This window comes from Allobosea sp. P4_E12 (assembly GCF_056401655.1).
The window spans coordinates 195,909-212,353 of the sequence record NZ_JBFUIY010000009.1; the positions used below are offsets into that span (position 1 = coordinate 195,909).

Below are 16,445 nucleotides of genomic sequence, written 5' to 3' on the forward strand. Positions count from 1 at the left end.
GATGCGGATCGACGCCCATCAGCATTACTGGCGGCTCTCACGCGGCGACTATGGCTGGCTGACCCCGGCACTGGGCCCGATTTATCGCGACTTCGGTCCACCGGACCTGGCGCCGCTGCTGGCACGGCACGGCATCGCGCGCACCATCCTGGTCCAGGCCGCGCCGACCGAGGCAGAGACGGCATTCCTGCTCGGCATCGCAGAGCACGACCAAAGCGTCGCCGGCGTCGTCGGCTGGTGTGATTTCGATGCGCTCGATGCGTCCGAGCGGATTGCCCGCCTGAGCGGCAATCCGCTGCTGGTCGGGCTCAGGCCCATGGTCCACGACATTCCCGACGAGAACTGGCTGGCCCGCCCTTCCCTTGCGCCCGCCTTCGCAGCGGTGGCAGCCCATGACCTCGTCTTCGACGCGCTGCTGCGACCGCAGCACATTGCGCCACTATTGGCCGTTCTCGATCGACATCCGACGCTCGCCGTCGTTGTCGACCATGCCGCCAAGCCGGATCTCATCAGTGGGGAGATCGCGAATTGGCGCGAGGATATCGCCGCAGTCGCCGCGCGGCCCCAGACCTTCTGCAAGATCTCCGGCCTCGTCACCGAAGCCTCGGCCGGCTGGACGACCGAGACCCTGCGCCCGGCCGTTTCGCATCTGCTCGCCGTCTTCGGTCCCGATCGCCTGATCTGGGGCAGCGACTGGCCCGTCGTCACCTTGCGAGCCGACTATTCCCGCTGGTTCGAAACCGTCGCGGAATTGCTGGCGCCCCTGCCCGAAGCCGATCGCGCCGCGATCATGGGCGGCAATGCCCAGAGGCTCTATCTCTCCCACCGAGGACGCAACTGATATGCTGAAGGGCATCGACCCCGTCTTGAGCGCCGATCTGCTCTGGGTTCTGGCCGCGATGGGCCATGGCGACGATCTGGCCATTGTCGATGCCAATCATCCGGCCGATACCGTTGCCAGCGCGACCGCCAGCGGAAGGCTGATCCGACTGCCCGGCCTTTCGATGGCCCGCGCGACCCGCGCCATCCTCTCCGTCCTGCCAATCGACGATTTCGAGCCCGGCTCGCTGCGTCGCATGGAGGTTGTCGGCAAGCCTGACGAGATCCCGCCGGTCCAGGCCGAGGTTCAGGCCGAAATCGACCGCGCCATGGGAGAGCCCGTGCCATGCCTCGGCATCGAGCGTTTCGCCTTCTATGCCGTGGCGAAGACGAGCTTCGCTGTCGTCCAGGTCGGCGACCCGCGGCCCTATGGCTGCTTCCTGCTGCGCAAGGGCGTCATCGCGGGGCTTCCAGGCTGAGCCCGCACGAGGGTTGGCAAGCGCGCCTGCACCGCTCAGGATCGTGACGCCGTCGGCGCGGCTTCGACAGACTGCGCTGGCGTGCCTGGAGGATGGCTTCATGGCCCGCGCGAACGCCCATATCGGCACGACGAATTTTGCGACGACGATCAGAATGGGCGGCCGTACGCTGGTTGCCGACGAACCGGCCGCCTTGGGCGGAGCCGATGCCGGGCCAGCGCCCTATGACCTGCTGCTCGCCAGCCTCGGCGCCTGCACGGCCATCACCTTGCGGATGTATGCCGAGCGCAAGCAGTGGAGCCTTCAGGCTGTCGATATCGATCTGCACCACGTCAAGGTCGAGAACCGTTCAAAGATCGAACGTGTCATCACGCTGACGGGCGATCTGTCTGAGGATCAGCGGATGCGCCTCGCCGATGTCGCCGAGCGTACACCCGTGACCCTGACGCTGAAGGCCGGCGCCGATATTGCGACAAGACTGTCGGACGGTTGACACCCTCGTGAGTCCGTTTCCGTTCCGGCACCCACGCCGCTAGAAGAACCACGCTGAGCGATCGGTCACGCCCGTGCGCCCTTGGCACGATCCAGTTCAACCGAGCCCCCCTGCTGCGAGCCTGCCCATGCCTGTCACTCTCCTCTATCTCGCCGAAGCCGACATCGCCGGGCTCGAACTCGATCCGGCGCTCGCCCGCGCGGCGGTGAGGACGATCTTCAAGGCTCATCACGACGGCCAGACGCTGAGCAAGCCCAAGCTTGCGCTCGAGATCGGCCCCGGCCACGCCTTCCAGTCGCTTTGCGCGGCCTCGCCCGAGATCGGCATGGCAGCGACGAAATGGCTCGGCATGGCGCCCGCCGCGAATGGAGCGGGCACGCCCGGCATCCACGCCATGATTGCACTCAACGACTATGCATCCGGCACGTTGTTGGCCATCCTCGATGGCAACCTCGTCACGGCGATCCGCACGGCGGCCATGTCCGCGGCAGCGGGCGCGTTCCTGGCACGGCCGGAAAGCCGCACCATCGGCTTCATCGGCTGCGGCCTGCAGGCTCGCTCGCATCTTGCCGCGTTCAAGTCCCTGCTGCCCGGCCTGACCGAGCTTCGCGCTTTCGGCCGAAGCCGTCGGACCACCGACGTCTTCATAGAGCACGCCCGCGAGCAGGGCCTTGCGGCGAAGGCCCATGATGACGCCGGCGACGTCGTTCACAGCAGCGACGTGATCATCACCTCCGTGCCCATGCAGCCCGGTTTCGCGCCCTTCCTCGATCCTGCCTGGTTGAAGCCGGGCGCCTTCGTTGCTGCCGTCGACGTCGCCCGCAGCTGGCTGCCGGATGGCTTGCGCAAGCTCGACCTCTTGGCCACCGACGATCACCAGCAACAGGCGGAGAGCCCACCGATCGCTCGGGATGTCGGCCCGCTCGGCAGCTTCGATGCCGACCTGACGGAACTTGCCGGCGGGGTCCGGCCCGGACGCCTCGACGCGGAGCAGCGCGCCATGTTCATTTTCCGCGGCTTCGCGCTCGCCGATCTCGCCGTGGCGGCTACCGTCTATCGCGCGGCCCTGGCCAGAGGAGCCGGCCTGCGCCTCCCGCGCTGAGACTGCGTCTGCAAACAGGAAGACAAGGCAACGGAGCTCTGCTAGCGTCACATATTCATCCATAGGAATATGTGAGATCTTCAATGCTTGACCGGCGCGCCTTTACTCTCGGAGCCAGTCTGACGGCGGCGGCCTCGTTCTGCGGCGGTGCGGCACGAGCCCAGGTCGTGGCGCGGGCCGGACTCGGCAAGGCCGAGATCCTGGTGCTGAGCGATGGGGGCTTCCAGCTGCCGCTCTCGATGATCGCGCGCGATACGCCGCTGCCCCAGCTCGAGGCGATGACCGGCAGCAAGGGGCCAGCCGAGACCGTGCTGAACGTCACCTGCCTGAAGCGCGGCAGCGAGACGATCCTGTTCGATTGCGGCGCCGGCGCGCACTTTCTCGCCGGCAGCGGCAAGCTCGCGGCAAGCCTGGAGGCCGCCGGTATCGCGCCCGACAGTGTGAGCCATGTCGTCTTCACCCATTTGCACCCGGACCATCTCTGGGGGGCGCTCGACGAGTTCGACAGCCCGGCATTCCCGAGTGCGACCTGGCTGGCGGCCCGCGACGAGGTGGCGTTCTGGACTGATGCCAAGGTCTATGAGCGTCTCTCCGAAGACCGGCACGCCTTTGCAGCCGGCGCACAGCGCGTACTTAAGGGTCTCCAGGACGGGCTGAAGACCTTCGCCGCAGGCGAGGAAGTGCTGCCGGGAATCGCGGCTGTCGCGACGCCCGGCCATACGCCGGGACATGTCTCCTTCGAGATCAAGGACGGCAGCGACAGGCTGCTCGTGCTGGGCGACGCGGCGACGCATCCGGTCGCATCCTTCGCACATCCGGAATGGCGCCCAGCGTCCGATCATGACCCGGATCAGGCGGTCCAGACCCGCAAGACCGTGCTTGGCCGGGCCGCCGACGAGAAGCTGCGGGTGATTGGCTATCATCTGCCAAAGGGCGGGATCGGTACGGTCGAGCGCACCGGGCAGGCCTTCCGCTTCATCCCGTCCGCGGCCTGATCGGCGGAAGAACGCTCAATCGCAGCGACGGCGGCGCCCGAAGCGTTCGGCCAGCATCTCGCTCACCGAGCCCTCGACGAGAATTGCGATACCGATGCGGGCGCCGAGCATCATGCCGGCGACCGCCAGCGGCCAGGACAGCGCCATCAGCGAGCCAGCCGTGACGCCCTGCCCGATGGTGCAGCCGCCGGCGAGAATGCCGCCGAATCCCATCAGCGCACCGCCCGCCAGATGGCGGCGCATCTCGTGGTGATCGTCGAAGGCCTCCCAGCGGAACTCGCGATCGTAGAGCGCCGAGGCAAAGGCTCCGAGCATCACCCCCAGAATGGTGCCGACCCCGAAATCGAGGAACCCGATGGGGTGGGTCAGGACCGCGTAGAGCGCCCGGCCGATTGGCGAGACGAAGGTCAGGCTCTGCGGGCGCGGAAACGCGGCGAATTCGTCGATCGCCACACCTGTCGCCCACCAGCCTGCAACGACGCCGAACCCCAGCGTCAGCCCGGCCAGCAGCAGCCGCGGCGAACGCCGCAACCGAGGGTCAGCGAGCACAGCCAGTATCAGCACCAGGGCGGCGACGAGAACGATGGCAAGCCGCCAGTCGCCGAGACCGAACCAGGCGAGCAGCGAAGGCAGATCACCCTGCACTCCACCAGGTATCGGCAGGGCGACCGTCTCGAGCACATCGATTCGAAAGGAAGCCAGCATGCCGCGGAGCGTGGCATAGGCGACGGCACCGAAGACCATCATCACGATCAGGCTGCGCAGGTCGCCGCTGCCGAGACGAACGAGAGAGCCAAAGCCGCAGGTGCCGACCAGCGCCATGCCGATCCCGAAGACCGTGCTGCCGAGCAGGATCGAGAGCCAGGGCAGGGCCGAAGGCACATAGGTCGAGAGCCGGGGCGAAAGCCAGCCGAAGCCGACCAGAAGCTGCGTGCCCACGAGCGCAACGGCGAGCGCAAGCCCGAAGATGCGCAGGCGGCGCGTATCGCCACCCATCCAGGCGTCCTCGATCGCCCCGAAGGAGCAGAGCCGGGCACGCCGGGCAGTGAAGCCGCAGGCCGCGCCGATGACGACGCCGATCAGCGTCACGGCCCAGGTCGGCAGAGGTTCCATGATCGTCAGACGCCCCTGCCGGCCCGCATTTCAATCACGCAAGCGGTCCGTGCTCTCGGGACGGTTGCAGAAGATGTCGTAGATCACCGAGATGACCTGACGCACATCGTCATTGGCGAGGCTGTAATAGATCGCCTTGCCGTCGCGGCGGGTGGTGACCAACTGGTCGAGCCGCAGCCGCGCCAACTGCTGCGAAACCATCGGCTGGCGCAGCGAGAGGATGTTCTCAAGTTCCGTTACGGTGCGCTCGCGCTCGGCCAGCAGGCAGAGCAGCAGGAGCCGGTTTTCGTGGGACAGGGCCTTCAGGAAATCGCTGGCCTTGCGGGCCTTGCGCATCAATTGATCGAGCTCGGCCGAGAATTCGGCACCGTCGCGCAGCTCGGCTTCAAGGGCCTTGGAGACAATCGCGCTCATTTTCGTTCCATTGTCGCGGACTGGCCGCGGGTTCGATGGCTGGGACTGTCCATGCCAGCAAGCATCTTGCCAAGCAAACCCCAGAATGCGTCGTCGCCGATATAGCCGGTGATCCGGCCGACCTCGCGCCCTTCATCCATCAGGACGAAGGTCGGCGTGAAGCGGACCGGTGCAGCAAGTCCAGGCTCATCAGCGCGGGTGGAACCGAGATCGACCCGCCTCAGCGGTGCTGCCTTGCCCTCCGGCGTGTTGGCATAGACACGTGCGACCTCCCGGTCCCAGCGGGCGCACCAGATGCAGCCGTCGCGTTCAAACATCACCAGCTCTGCCGCCCGCAACGGCAGGCTGACAAGCGCCATCCCCACCAGTGCTGCGAGGCCGGCATGCCAGCTCAGCCATTTCGCGATTGCTTTCATCAGACAAACATAGTCGTATTCATATGTTTAAACAATTGGCGGGTTGAACCTTGTTCGACATCTCGATCGCAGGGGCTTTCGCAGCAGGTCTGCTCTCCTTCCTGAGCCCCTGCGTGCTGCCCCTGGTGCCGCCGTATCTCTGCTTCCTCGCGGGTGTCGGCATCGGCGAATTGTCCGGCTCGGACGGCGCGCTGACGGCCGCGCAGCGTCGCCGCATCATCGCCATGGCCGCCGTTTTCGTGCTCGGTTTCGCCACCGTCTTCGTCGCACTCGGCGCCACCGCCTCGACCATCGGGACCTGGATCACCGCGCATTTCGACACGCTGTCCATCGCCGCCGGTGCAATCATCCTGGTCATGGGCCTGCATTTTCTCGGATGGCTGCGGATTCCTCTGCTCTACCGGGAGGCCCGTTTCCAGACATCCGCACGTCCCGCCGGCCTGCTCGGCGCCTATCTCGTCGGGCTTGCCTTCGCGTTCGGCTGGACGCCCTGCGTCGGGCCTGTGCTGGCGACGGTGCTGATGGTCGCGGGCGCCGAGGGCAGCGCCTCGCGCGGCGCGCTTCTGCTCGCATCCTATGCGCTCGGCATCGGCCTGCCCTTTCTGCTGGCGGCGGTCTTTGCCGGTCCCTTCCTGACCTGGCTCTCCCGCTTCCGCCGGCACATGGCCGTCATCGAGAAGACGATGGGCGCCGCACTCGTCGTGACAGGCTTGCTGTTCATCACCGGAATGATGCCGGCGCTCGCCGGCTGGCTGCTACAGACCATCCCGATCCTCGGCACGATCGGCTGAAGGGAGAGTTTCCATGCTGACCCGACGCAGGCTTCTCGGCTCTGCCCTCGCCGTCTCCTTCGCGCCTCAGACCCTCGCCGCCGCCAGACTCGGCGAGGACGGGCTCTACCAGCAGGACTGGTATCTCGAGAGCTTCCTCGACCTTTCCGAAGACATCGAGACCGCGACCCGCAACGGCAAGCGCCTCGCGATCATGTGGGGTCTCAAGGGCTGCCCGGCCTGCCGGCGAATGCATGAGGTACATCTCGCCGATCCCAAGATCGAAGGTTACATCAAGGCCAATTTCGAGGTGCTGCACCTCAACCATATCGGCGCCCGCGAGGTCACCGATTTCGACGGACGCAAACTGGGCGAGAAGGCGCTGGGCGAGGCCTATGGCGTGCGCTTCACTCCGACGATCCAGTTCATGCCCGAGAGCGCGGAAGGACTTGGCCAACGCAAGCCGCAAGCCCGCGAGGTCGCCCGCATGCCGGGACTGCTCGAACCACGCGATTTCCTCGCCATGTTCCGCTTTGTGCGGGAGAAGGGCTATGAGACAGCGCCCTTCCCGGAGTGGCTGAAGCGGCAAGGCGCCTGACGTTGGTCACCTCCAAACGCAATCATCCCGGCCACGGAAGAACCGAGGCCGGGATGACGTTTACTGCCGCTGGGCCTTGCCGCTACTTGTTCACCGGCGATTCCGGGTCGAACAGATAGGCCATCACGTCCTTGATCTGCTGTTCGCTCAGCACCTTGTTGGTGCCGAAGCGGGGCATGTTCGAACAGGGCACCACGGCCTGTGAATTATAGATCTTCGTGTAGGCGTCCTTGATCGCCTCGGCGTCGTATTTCCGGTCCTTGCCATAGGCGGCGAGGCTCGGGCCGAGCGTGCCGTAGCTCAGCTCCTTGGGATCGAGCTGGTGGCAGGCGAAGCAGTTGCCGCCGGCAATAGTGTCCGGTGGATCGGAGAACTGACCGCCGCGGCCGTTATTGGCGACCTTGTAGCCTTCCTTCCAGTTGCCGAGGAATTTGCCGTCGGCGGGATAGCTGACCCTGGCGAGTTCGCGCTTGGTGATGGCCTCCGCATCCGCGGACGAAACCTGATTGCGATGGACGTTGCACGCCGCCAGCGATTCATCCGGCGTGATGCGCGCCTGCCATTCCGCCGGCGCCTTGCCGAAAGTGGACTTCACATAGGCCTCGATCGTCGCCTGGCTGGGCTTGGCCGGCTTGTCCTGCGCAAGGGCTGGCGCACAGAGCACGAAGCTGCCCAGGGCGAGGGAGGCGAAAGCTGATCTGATCATCGGTTCAGTCCCCTCAGCGCTTGATCGAAGGCACATTGAGTTCACCGCCGGCCGCCTGCTTGTTCAGGAAGACGGTGAGCGCGGTCAGACTATCCGAGCCAAAATCCGGCACCGGCCAGCGCTGCTGCCGATAACAGTCCCAAAGGCGGTGCTGCATCGTGCGAAGCGCGCTCTGGGAGACCCGATAGGTCGGCCAGGTCGCCATCGTCGCCTGGGCAGCGGCCCCCGGCACGGACAGGTTGGGCAGGCCCTGAAGGCGGATGCGCTTGCCTTCCTCGGCGTGGCAGGTGGCGCAGGAGAAGTCCATCACGCCGCCGCGGCGATAGAACAGCTCCTCGCCGACAGCCGCCATTTCAAGTTCCTTGGCGTGCTTGAGCTGCGGCTCGAGCTTCATGCCGTTCGACTTGTTGGCGATGAAAGCCGTCAGGTCCTCGAGATCGGATGCCTTTCCCGGAGAGGAGAAGCGTCGCGACAGCACGTCCTTGGTGTCGAGCCCCTGGACCTTGTCCATGCACCAGAGCAGGCGCTGCTCCAGATCCATGACCTTGTCGGCATCCGCGAAATGGCGCGGCAGCCGCGCATAGGCTCCCTCCAGCTTGCCGGCGCCCTCGCCGAGATCGCAACCTTCCAGCGAGACATTCTTGGTGCCGCGCTTCGTCGTCCAGATCTCTTCGCCGCGATCGACTGCGAGATAACCCGGGTTGGAGAATGGGTCCGAGAGCATCTGGCGATAGCGCTCGATCTCCTTCTCGCTATCGTCCTGCGGCGGCGATTGTGCGGTCAGATGCCCGGCCGCGAGCGTCATGGCCGCGGCAAGAACTGCCGCGCCGATCACAGTGAGCTTCATGCCCTGCCCTTTCGTTTCCCCAGCCGGCCGCTTCATGCGACCTTCATTCCCGGCTTTCTTGATTTGAAAGCCTTTACATTCACAAAAAACAATATCACGATATGTCGAAATGATGTGCGACGGACGGTCGCGTCGTCAAGAGCTAACCAGAATAATTCCAGGGAGGATGTCCGAATGGATTTTCAGCAAGCGGGGCTGTCGCGCCGTCACGCTCTCAAGGCGGGTGCCTTCGCCGCCGTGGCCAGCCTTCTCGGCGCCAAGCTCGCCTTCGCGGATGAAAAGACGGTCGCGGACGAACTGAAGAAGCTCTATGGCGACAAGCCCTTCGCCACGGGCAAGATCAAGCTCGATGTTCCCGAAATCGCCGAGAACGGCCTGGTCGTCCCGATCAATATCGAGATCGAAAGCCCGATGACGGACGCCGACTACGTCAAGGCCGTGCATGTCTATGCCGACGGCAACCCGCTTCCCGGCATCGTCAGCTACAGCTTCACGCCAGCCTGCGGCAAGGCCTCGGCCGCGACCCGCATGCGCCTCGCCCAGACCCAGAACATCGTCTGCGTCGCCGAGATGTCGAACGGCGCGCTGCATATGGCCAGGGCCAATGTGAAGGTCACGATCGGCGGTTGCGGCGGCTGAGACCTGCGCGTTCCAGCCCCGACAACGACAAGATCACGGTGAGGATACCCCATGAGCACCAAGCCCACCCCGCGGGTCCGCGTTCCCGCCAAGGCCGCCGCAGGCGAGATGATCGAGATCAAGACGCTGATCTCGCACGAGATGGAATCCGGCCAGCGCAAGGACGCCAAGGGCGAGACGATTCCGCGTAAGATCATCAACAAGTTCAGCGCGAGCTTCAACGGCAAGCCGGTTTTCTCCGCCGATTGGCATCCCGCGATTTCGGCCAACCCGTACCAGTCCTTCTTCTTCAAGGCGACGGAATCGGGTGAATTCACCTTCACCTGGAAGGATGATGACGGTTCCGAATACACCGCCAAGAACAAGCTGACGGTCGGCTGATGTCTCGCCGGCCGCGACCCGGCCGGTTGCTCGCATCGAACGGACAAGCGGGGCGAAACGTCCCCGCATGAGGGCGGCTGCGCGCCGCCCAAGGGTGGATCATGATCTCACGGCGCGATTTTCTTCAGGCAACATCGGCTGCTGCGGCCATCACGCTGGCTTCCGGATTGGGCCCGCTCGGCCGCGCAGCCGCGCAGCAGCGCCTGTCCCAGGCCGACATCCTGCGCTTCGACCCGCTCGGCACCGTGACGCTTCTCTACGTCACCGATATCCACGCCCAGCTCGTGCCGCTGCATTTCCGCGAACCCTCGATCAATCTCGGCGTCGGCGAGGCCAAGGGTCAGCCGCCGCACCTGACCGACGCGGAGTTCCGGGAGCATTTCAAGATCGCCACGGGCTCGGCCGACGCCTTTGCCCTGACCTCCGACGACTTCACCTCGCTTGCCCGTCAGTACGGCCGGATGGGCGGGCTCGACCGCATCGCGACGCTGGTCAAGGCGATCCGCGCCGAACGCGGAGACGATAAGGTTCTGCTGCTCGATGGCGGCGACACCTGGCAGGGCAGCTGGAGTTCGCTCCAGACCAGGGGCCAGGACATGGTCGACGTCATGTCGGCCCTGAAGACCGATGCCATGGTCGGCCATTGGGAGTTCACGCTCGGCGCCGAGCGCGTCAAGGAGATCGCGGAGAGCGCATCCTTTGCATTCCTCGCCCAGAACATTCGCGACAAGGAGTGGAACGAACCCGTCTTCAAGCCGCGCAAGGTCTTCGAAAAGGGCGGCGTCAAGGTTGCGGTGATTGGCCAGGCGCTGCCGCGTACCGCCATCGCCAATCCGCGCTGGATGTTCCCTGACTGGGAGTTCGGCATCCGCGAGGAGGAGATCCAGAAACAGGTCGAGGAGGCCCGTGCCGAGGGCGCAGCCATCGTCGTGCTGCTCTCGCATGACGGTTTCGACGTCGATAGGAAACTGGCCGCGCGGGTCAAGGGCCTCGACATCATCCTGACCGCCCACACCCATGACGCGATGCCCGGTGTGGTGCGCGTCGGCAATACCGCCCTCGTCGCCAGCGGCTCGCATGGCAAGTTCCTGTCGCGGCTCGACATCGCGGTGAAGGACGGCAAGGTCGCCGATATCCGCTTCAAGCTGATGCCGGTCTTCTCCGAAGCGATCACCCCCGATACCGAAATGGCGGCGCTGGTCAGGAAGCTCCGCGAGCCCTTCGCCGCCGACCTCGCCCGCGAGATCGGACGGACCGAGTCGCTGCTCTACCGGCGCGGCAACTTCAACGGCACCTTCGACGACCTGATCTGCGACGCCATGATGAGCCAGCGCGACGCCGAGATCGCACTCTCCCCCGGCTTCCGCTGGGGCGGGACGCTGCTTCCCGGCGAGCCGATCACCTGGGAGGCGATCACCAACGCGACCGCGATCACCTATCCCAACTGCTACCGCATGGAGATGACCGGCGCCCAGCTCAAGGAGATCCTCGAGGACGTCGCCGACAATATCTTCCACCCCGATCCCTATTTCCAGGGCGGCGGCGACATGGTCCGCATCGGCGGCATGGGCTACGCCATCGATATCGGCAAGCCGATGGGCAGCCGCATCTCCGGGCTGACGCATCTGAAATCCGGCAAGCCGATCGATGCGTCCCGGAAATACGTCGTCGCCGGCTGGGCCAGCGTCAACGAGGGCACGCAAGGGCCGCCGATCTGGGACGTGGTCCGCGACCATGTCGCCCGCACCAAGACCGTTTCGATCACGCCAAACGACGCCGTCAAGGTGACCGGCGCCTGACCCGCGCCATCCTCCCTGAACCCTCCCAATCCAGAGGAATCTGCCGCCATGACCTCCCCCCGCAACCGCGAAAGCCTGAGCAGGCGCCGCTTCCTCGGCGCGGCCGGAATGGCTGGCGCGGGGCTGGCCGCCTCGGCTACCGGTGCCCGCGCCGGGGCTCCCGACCCGCTGATCACCGACGTCCAGGACTGGAACCACTATCTCGGCGAAGGCGTCGACAAGCGGCCCTACGGAATGCCCTCGCGCCATGAGAAACATGTCATGCGCCGGGACGTCTCCTGGCTGACGGCATCCCCGGAATCCTCGGTCAACTTCACGCCACTCCATGAACTCGACGGCATCATCACGCCGTCCGGCCTGTGCTTCGAGCGCCATCACGGCGGCATCGCCGATATCGAGCCGGCCAATCACCGCCTGATGATCCACGGCCTGGTCGAAAAGCCGCTGGTCTTCACCATGGAGGACATCCGGCGTATGCCGCGGCAGAACCGCGTTTACTTCCTCGAATGCGCCGCCAATTCCGGCATGGAATGGCGCGGCGCGCAGCTCAATGGCTGCCAGTTCACCCACGGCATGGTCCATAACGTCATGTATACGGGCGTGCCGCTGAAGGCCCTGCTCGAAGAAGCGGGTGTGAAGTCGACCGCCAAATGGCTGATGCTGGAAGGTGCGGATTCCTCCGGCATGAACCGTTCGCTCCCGCTCGAGAAGGCGCTGGGTGACGTGCTCATCGCCTTCGCCATGAACGGCGAGGCGCTGCGGCCCGAGCAGGGCTATCCGCTGCGCGCCGTCATCCCCGGCTGGGAAGGCAATCTCTGGGTCAAGTGGCTGCGCCGCATCGAAGTCGGCGACAAACCCTGGATGGCGCGCGAGGAAACCTCGAAATATACCGACCTTCTTGCGGATGGCCGCTCGCGCCGCTTCACCTTCATCATGGACGCCAAATCCGTGGTGACCAATCCCTCGCCGCAGGCGCCGCTGAAGCACAAGGGGCGCAATGTGCTGTCCGGGCTGGCCTGGTCGGGACGCGGCACGATCAAGCGTGTCGACGTCACGCTCGACGGCGGCAAGAACTGGCAGAGTGCCCGCATCGACGGCCCCGTTCTCGATAAGTCGCTGACCCGCTTCTATGTCGATTTCGACTGGGCCGGCCAGGAACTGCTGATCCAGTCCCGCGCCATGGATTCCACCGGCTATGTCCAGCCGACCAAGGACGAGCTGCGCAAGGTGCGCGGCGTCAATTCCATCTACCACAATAACGGCATTCAGACCTGGCTCGTCCGGGCGAATGGGGAGACCGAGAATGTCGAGATCGCCTAAGCTCGCCCTGCTTGCGGGTTTCGCGGCGCTCGCCGTCGTCGCAGCCGGCCCGTTGATCGCGCAACCTCAGAAGCAGGCCCAGCCCAAGCCCGTGCCGCATGCCGCCGGCCAGCCCGCGCACGCGAAACTCAATCTCGGCCGCCTGGCGCTGCCGGAAGAGATCAAGGCCTGGGACATCGACGTGCGGCCCGACGGCATGGGCCTGCCGCCCGGCAAGGGCACGGTGAAGCAGGGCGACGAGATCTTCCAGACGCAATGCGCGAGCTGCCATGGCGAGTTCGGGCAGGGCAATGGCCGCTGGCCCGTGCTGGCAGGCGGCCAGGGCAGCCTGACCTCGGACCGTCCGGAGAAGACGATCGGCTCGTTCTGGCCCGATCTCTCCACCGTCTACGACTACATCCGCCGCGCCATGCCCTATGGCAATGCGCAGTCGCTCTCACCGGACGAGATCTACGCCCTGACAGCCTATCTGCTCTACCTCAACGACATCGTGAAGGACGAGGAGTTCGAGCTGTCCGATAAGAATTTCACCAGCGTCAAACTTCCGAACGCGTCGACCTTCTATGACGATGACCGCGAAACCACCGAGAAGGCGTTCTGGGGCAAGGAGCCTTGCATGAAGGACTGCAAGGCCGAGGTAAAGATCACCGGGCGGGCCGCCGTGCTGGATGTGACGCCCGATTCCAAGACCGCCCCCAAGGTGGATTGATGGGGACAGGCTGCGCCACCGCAAAGTGCGCATCCCGGGTGGCCCTGGCCGCCCTGGTCGGTTTTGCGGCGCTGATCCCCGTGATGTCCTGCGCACAGGCGGCCGGCGATCGCGCGCTCGGCGAGTATCTTTCGTCGGAATGCACCGCCTGCCACCAGACCAGCGGGCGCCATGATGGAGGAATTCCTGCCATCGTCGGCGTCCCCGTCGACCAGTTCATCGCACTGATGAACAGCTACAGGGACCGGCAGCGAGAGAACCAGGTGATGCGCACCATCGCCGGGCGCCTGAGCCAGGAAGAGGTCGAGGCGCTGGCAAGCTATTACGGCAGCCTCAAACCAGCTCCATAGACCGGAAGCCGGCGAAACCCGAGGGAGGGCCAAATGTCACATTCATTAGCGGACGCCACTCGTCGCAGCATGCTTCTCGCAGCGGCCTCCGGCCTTGCCGCAGCAGCAACACCAGCAGGGGCAGCGCCGCGTGACCTCAAGCTGACCGACCTTCAGAAGGAAGCCGATGTCGCCTGTGTCTATCATTGTGATTTCGGCGATCCGCAGCGCTTCGTTCAGATGCTGACCAACATCGCAAACCATTACTCTGCCTATGGTGCCGATCCGTTCGCCCTGCAGTTGGTCGTCGTCGCGCATGGACAGGGCGTGAAGTTCTTCCTGAACGACCTTACCGACACCAGCTGGCGCGACGAGGCCATGGTGCCCAAGATTTTCGAGCGGATCGAGGATGTCGCAAAGAACGGTCTCAAGGTTCATCTCTGCGAGATCACCTTCGATCGGCTGAAGCTCGACAAGGCCAAGGCGCGCGATGCCGCGTTTATCAGCTTCGTGCCATCGGGCGTGGCAGCCGTGGCTGCGCTGCAGGCCAAGGGCTTTGGCTACATGAAGGTTGGATAGGCCCGCAGAAGGCCTGCCCGGATCAGGGATCACCGGGTTCACTGACGATAATGGGGAGAGAGAGATGCTGATCGATCGCCGTTCACTGGTTCTGTCCGGGCTGGCGCTCTCCGGAGCGACGACCCTTGGCGCCCCCGCAGTGCTTGGCCAGGCGAAGCCGCGCGTCGTCGTGGTCGGTGGCGGCGCGGGCGGTGCGACTGCAGCCCGCTACATCGCCAAGGACAGCAATGGCGCCATTGCGGTGACGCTGGTCGAGGAGAATGAGCGCTACCAGACCTGCTTTCACTCCAACCTCTTTATCGGCGGGTTCAAGAGCTATGACGAGCTCGTCCATGGCTATGACGCGCTGACGAAGAACAACGGCATCACGCTTGCGCGCGCCCGCGCCACCGCGATCGACCGCGACAAGAAAGAGGTCGTGCTCTCCACCGGCGAGCGCCTGCCCTATGATCGGCTCGTGCTCTCCCCTGGCATCGACCTCAAATATGATTCCGTCCCGGGCTGGTCGAAGGAGGCCGAGGAAGCGATGCCGCATGGCTGGAAGCCCGGCCGCCAGACCCGGCTGATCAAGGAGCGGCTCGATGCGGTGCCGGATGGCGGCCTGATCGTGATGATCACCCCGCCCAATCCCTATCGCTGCCCGCCAGGTCCCTATGAGCGTGCCTCGATGTTCGCCCATGTCCTGATGCAGACCGGGCGCAAGCAGGCGAAGATCGTCATCCTCGATCCGAAGGAGAGCTTCTCCAAGCAGGGCGTCTTCCAACCCGACTGGGAGAAACGCTACGGCACGATGATCGAGTGGCTCGGCCCCAAGGTGCATGACGGCATCAAGTCGGTCGATCCCAAGACCAACACCGTGGTGACCGGCTTCGAAACCTACAAGAACTGTGCCTTCGTCAATGTCATCCCGGCCCAGATGGCGGGCGCGATCGCGCGCGAGGCTGGACTTGCGCCCGCCGGCGGCTATTGCGCCATCGATCCCGCGACGATGAAGTCGGCAGCCGATCCCGCCATCTTCGTCCTCGGCGATGCCTGCATCGCTGGCGACATGCCGAAATCCGCCTTCTCGGCCAACAGCCAGGCCAAGGTCGCGGCCATGGTCATCCGCGGCGAATTGTCCGGGTCGCGCACCTTCCCGCCGCGCTACGTCAACACCTGCTGGAGCCTGGTCGACACCGACGACGCCATCAAGGTTGGCGGTCGATATGAGCCGAAAGACGGCAAAATCGCCGCTGTCGAGACCTTTGTCTCGCAGCCCGACGAGAGCGACGAGCTGCGCAAGCAGACCCAGGCCGAGAACATCGGCTGGTATGCCGGCATCACCGCCGACATGTTCACGTGATTGGCCCAGGCGCCGATTAGAAGCATTCTGAATTTCCCGCCGCGCGATTCCGTGCGGCCCGCTGCCGATGAAGGAACCATGATGAAAGCGATTGCCTGCGCCACGATCCTGATCGCTGCCGCGATCTTCGGGAATTCAGCCCAAGCCCAGGACGTCGCCGCCGGCGAGCGCTCCTGGAACAAGTGCCGCGCCTGCCACCAGCTTGGCGAAAGTGCCAAGAATACGGTGGGGCCCATCCTGAACGGTCTCTTCGGTCGGCATTCCGGCTCCGTCGAGGGCTACAGCTACTCCAACGCCAACAAGAACTCCGGCATCACCTGGGACGAGACCGTCTTCGCCGAGTACATCAAGGATCCGCGGGCCAAGATCCCCGGCACCAAGATGGTCTTCGCCGGCATCAAGAACGAACAGGAGATCAAGGATCTCACCGCCTTCCTCAAGCAGTACGACAAGGACGGCAAGAAGATGTGAGCTGAGGCCAGCCTCGATCAGGCCGGCCCACGCCTGCGCGACGACGGGATCAGCCCTGTCGTCGCGTTGCTTGTTCCGTCAGGCGTATTTTGGCATGAGCGCTCGCAAGCGTTCCGAGCCCGGA

General features: G+C 65.0%; 21 protein-coding genes. 16 read left to right on the forward strand and 5 right to left on the reverse strand.

Annotated features, from left to right (window positions below; genetic code table 11):
- Position 1 precedes the first annotated feature (1 nt).
- The 5 genes from AC1DW9_RS14195 to AC1DW9_RS14215 all read left to right on the forward strand — a co-directional run bounded on the left by AC1DW9_RS14195 (position 2) and on the right by AC1DW9_RS14215 (position 3,888).
- Positions 2-841 (forward strand): amidohydrolase family protein, encoded by an 840-nt coding sequence (locus AC1DW9_RS14195; RefSeq protein ID WP_476776098.1) that lies wholly within the window; start codon positions 2-4, stop codon positions 839-841.
- Position 842: 1 nt separating this feature from the next.
- Positions 843-1,298: an RbsD/FucU family protein gene (locus AC1DW9_RS14200; protein WP_476776099.1), complete on the forward strand. Its 456-nt coding sequence runs from the start codon at positions 843-845 to the stop codon at positions 1,296-1,298.
- 100 nt (positions 1,299-1,398) lie between these two features.
- Positions 1,399-1,791, forward strand: a complete 393-nt coding sequence (locus tag AC1DW9_RS14205) for an OsmC family protein (protein ID WP_441488162.1) — start codon at positions 1,399-1,401, stop codon at positions 1,789-1,791.
- A gap of 127 nt (positions 1,792-1,918) precedes the next feature.
- Positions 1,919-2,893: an ornithine cyclodeaminase family protein gene (locus tag AC1DW9_RS14210; RefSeq protein WP_476776100.1), complete on the forward strand. Its 975-nt coding sequence runs from the start codon at positions 1,919-1,921 to the stop codon at positions 2,891-2,893.
- 83 nt (positions 2,894-2,976) lie between these two features.
- Entirely contained in the window at positions 2,977-3,888 is a 912-nt protein-coding gene (locus AC1DW9_RS14215) for an MBL fold metallo-hydrolase (RefSeq protein WP_441488160.1), read from the forward strand.
- A 15-nt stretch (positions 3,889-3,903) separates the two neighbouring features.
- Here the strand turns inward: AC1DW9_RS14215 and AC1DW9_RS14220 are convergent, their stop codons facing one another.
- From AC1DW9_RS14220 to AC1DW9_RS14230, 3 genes are read right to left on the reverse strand one after another with little or no spacing between them, the layout of a single operon-like run.
- Complete coding sequence (locus AC1DW9_RS14220; protein WP_476776101.1) at positions 3,904-5,001, reverse strand: YeeE/YedE family protein; 1,098 nt, start codon at positions 4,999-5,001, stop codon at positions 3,904-3,906.
- A gap of 30 nt (positions 5,002-5,031) precedes the next feature.
- Positions 5,032-5,415, reverse strand: a complete 384-nt coding sequence (locus AC1DW9_RS14225) for an ArsR/SmtB family transcription factor (protein WP_043238549.1) — start codon at positions 5,413-5,415, stop codon at positions 5,032-5,034.
- Positions 5,412-5,831 carry a thioredoxin fold domain-containing protein gene (locus AC1DW9_RS14230; protein ID WP_441488158.1) on the reverse strand — a complete coding sequence of 140 codons (420 nt, stop codon included), beginning with the start codon at positions 5,829-5,831 and terminating at the stop codon, positions 5,412-5,414. Before AC1DW9_RS14230 ends, AC1DW9_RS14225 begins: the two co-directional genes overlap by 4 nt.
- Positions 5,832-5,881: 50 nt before the next feature.
- Between AC1DW9_RS14230 and AC1DW9_RS14235 the strand changes: the two genes are divergently transcribed.
- Entirely contained in the window at positions 5,882-6,622 is a 741-nt protein-coding gene (locus tag AC1DW9_RS14235; protein WP_441488157.1) for a cytochrome c biogenesis CcdA family protein, read from the forward strand.
- Positions 6,623-6,635: 13 nt separating this feature from the next.
- Positions 6,636-7,199, forward strand: a complete 564-nt coding sequence (locus AC1DW9_RS14240; RefSeq protein ID WP_441488156.1) for a thioredoxin family protein — start codon at positions 6,636-6,638, stop codon at positions 7,197-7,199.
- Between the two features lie 82 nt (positions 7,200-7,281).
- Here AC1DW9_RS14240 and soxX read toward each other — a convergent pair whose 3' ends face one another.
- Entirely contained in the window at positions 7,282-7,905 is a 624-nt protein-coding gene (gene soxX / locus AC1DW9_RS14245) for a sulfur oxidation c-type cytochrome SoxX (protein WP_476768047.1), read from the reverse strand.
- Positions 7,906-7,918: 13 nt separating this feature from the next.
- Complete coding sequence (gene soxA, locus AC1DW9_RS14250) at positions 7,919-8,710, reverse strand: sulfur oxidation c-type cytochrome SoxA (protein WP_441507037.1); 792 nt, start codon at positions 8,708-8,710, stop codon at positions 7,919-7,921.
- A 216-nt stretch (positions 8,711-8,926) separates the two neighbouring features.
- Here soxA and soxY point away from each other — a divergent pair, with 216 nt between their 5' ends.
- From soxY to AC1DW9_RS14295, 9 genes are all read left to right on the forward strand, one after another.
- On the forward strand, positions 8,927-9,391 hold the full coding sequence (gene soxY, locus AC1DW9_RS14255) for a thiosulfate oxidation carrier protein SoxY (protein WP_476776102.1): 465 nt from the start codon (positions 8,927-8,929) through the stop codon (positions 9,389-9,391).
- A gap of 51 nt (positions 9,392-9,442) precedes the next feature.
- Complete coding sequence (gene soxZ, locus AC1DW9_RS14260; protein WP_043238560.1) at positions 9,443-9,772, forward strand: thiosulfate oxidation carrier complex protein SoxZ; 330 nt, start codon at positions 9,443-9,445, stop codon at positions 9,770-9,772.
- Between the two features lie 101 nt (positions 9,773-9,873).
- Positions 9,874-11,571: a thiosulfohydrolase SoxB gene (soxB, locus tag AC1DW9_RS14265; protein ID WP_441488153.1), complete on the forward strand. Its 1,698-nt coding sequence runs from the start codon at positions 9,874-9,876 to the stop codon at positions 11,569-11,571.
- 48 nt (positions 11,572-11,619) lie between these two features.
- Positions 11,620-12,891 (forward strand): sulfite dehydrogenase, encoded by a 1,272-nt coding sequence (gene soxC, locus AC1DW9_RS14270; protein ID WP_476776103.1) that lies wholly within the window; start codon positions 11,620-11,622, stop codon positions 12,889-12,891.
- Positions 12,875-13,600, forward strand: coding sequence for a c-type cytochrome (locus AC1DW9_RS14275; RefSeq protein WP_441506957.1), 726 nt, complete (start codon positions 12,875-12,877; stop codon positions 13,598-13,600). The genes soxC and AC1DW9_RS14275 overlap by 17 nt, the downstream gene beginning before the upstream one ends.
- Positions 13,601-13,638: 38 nt before the next feature.
- Positions 13,639-13,950: a c-type cytochrome gene (locus tag AC1DW9_RS14280; RefSeq protein ID WP_441488150.1), complete on the forward strand. Its 312-nt coding sequence runs from the start codon at positions 13,639-13,641 to the stop codon at positions 13,948-13,950.
- Positions 13,951-13,983: 33 nt separating this feature from the next.
- Positions 13,984-14,508 (forward strand): DsrE family protein, encoded by a 525-nt coding sequence (locus tag AC1DW9_RS14285; protein WP_441506956.1) that lies wholly within the window; start codon positions 13,984-13,986, stop codon positions 14,506-14,508.
- Positions 14,509-14,572: 64 nt separating this feature from the next.
- Positions 14,573-15,850 carry an FCSD flavin-binding domain-containing protein gene (locus AC1DW9_RS14290; RefSeq protein ID WP_441488148.1) on the forward strand — a complete coding sequence of 426 codons (1,278 nt, stop codon included), beginning with the start codon at positions 14,573-14,575 and terminating at the stop codon, positions 15,848-15,850.
- 78 nt (positions 15,851-15,928) lie between these two features.
- Entirely contained in the window at positions 15,929-16,321 is a 393-nt protein-coding gene (locus AC1DW9_RS14295; RefSeq protein ID WP_441506955.1) for a c-type cytochrome, read from the forward strand.
- Positions 16,322-16,445 lie beyond the last annotated feature (124 nt).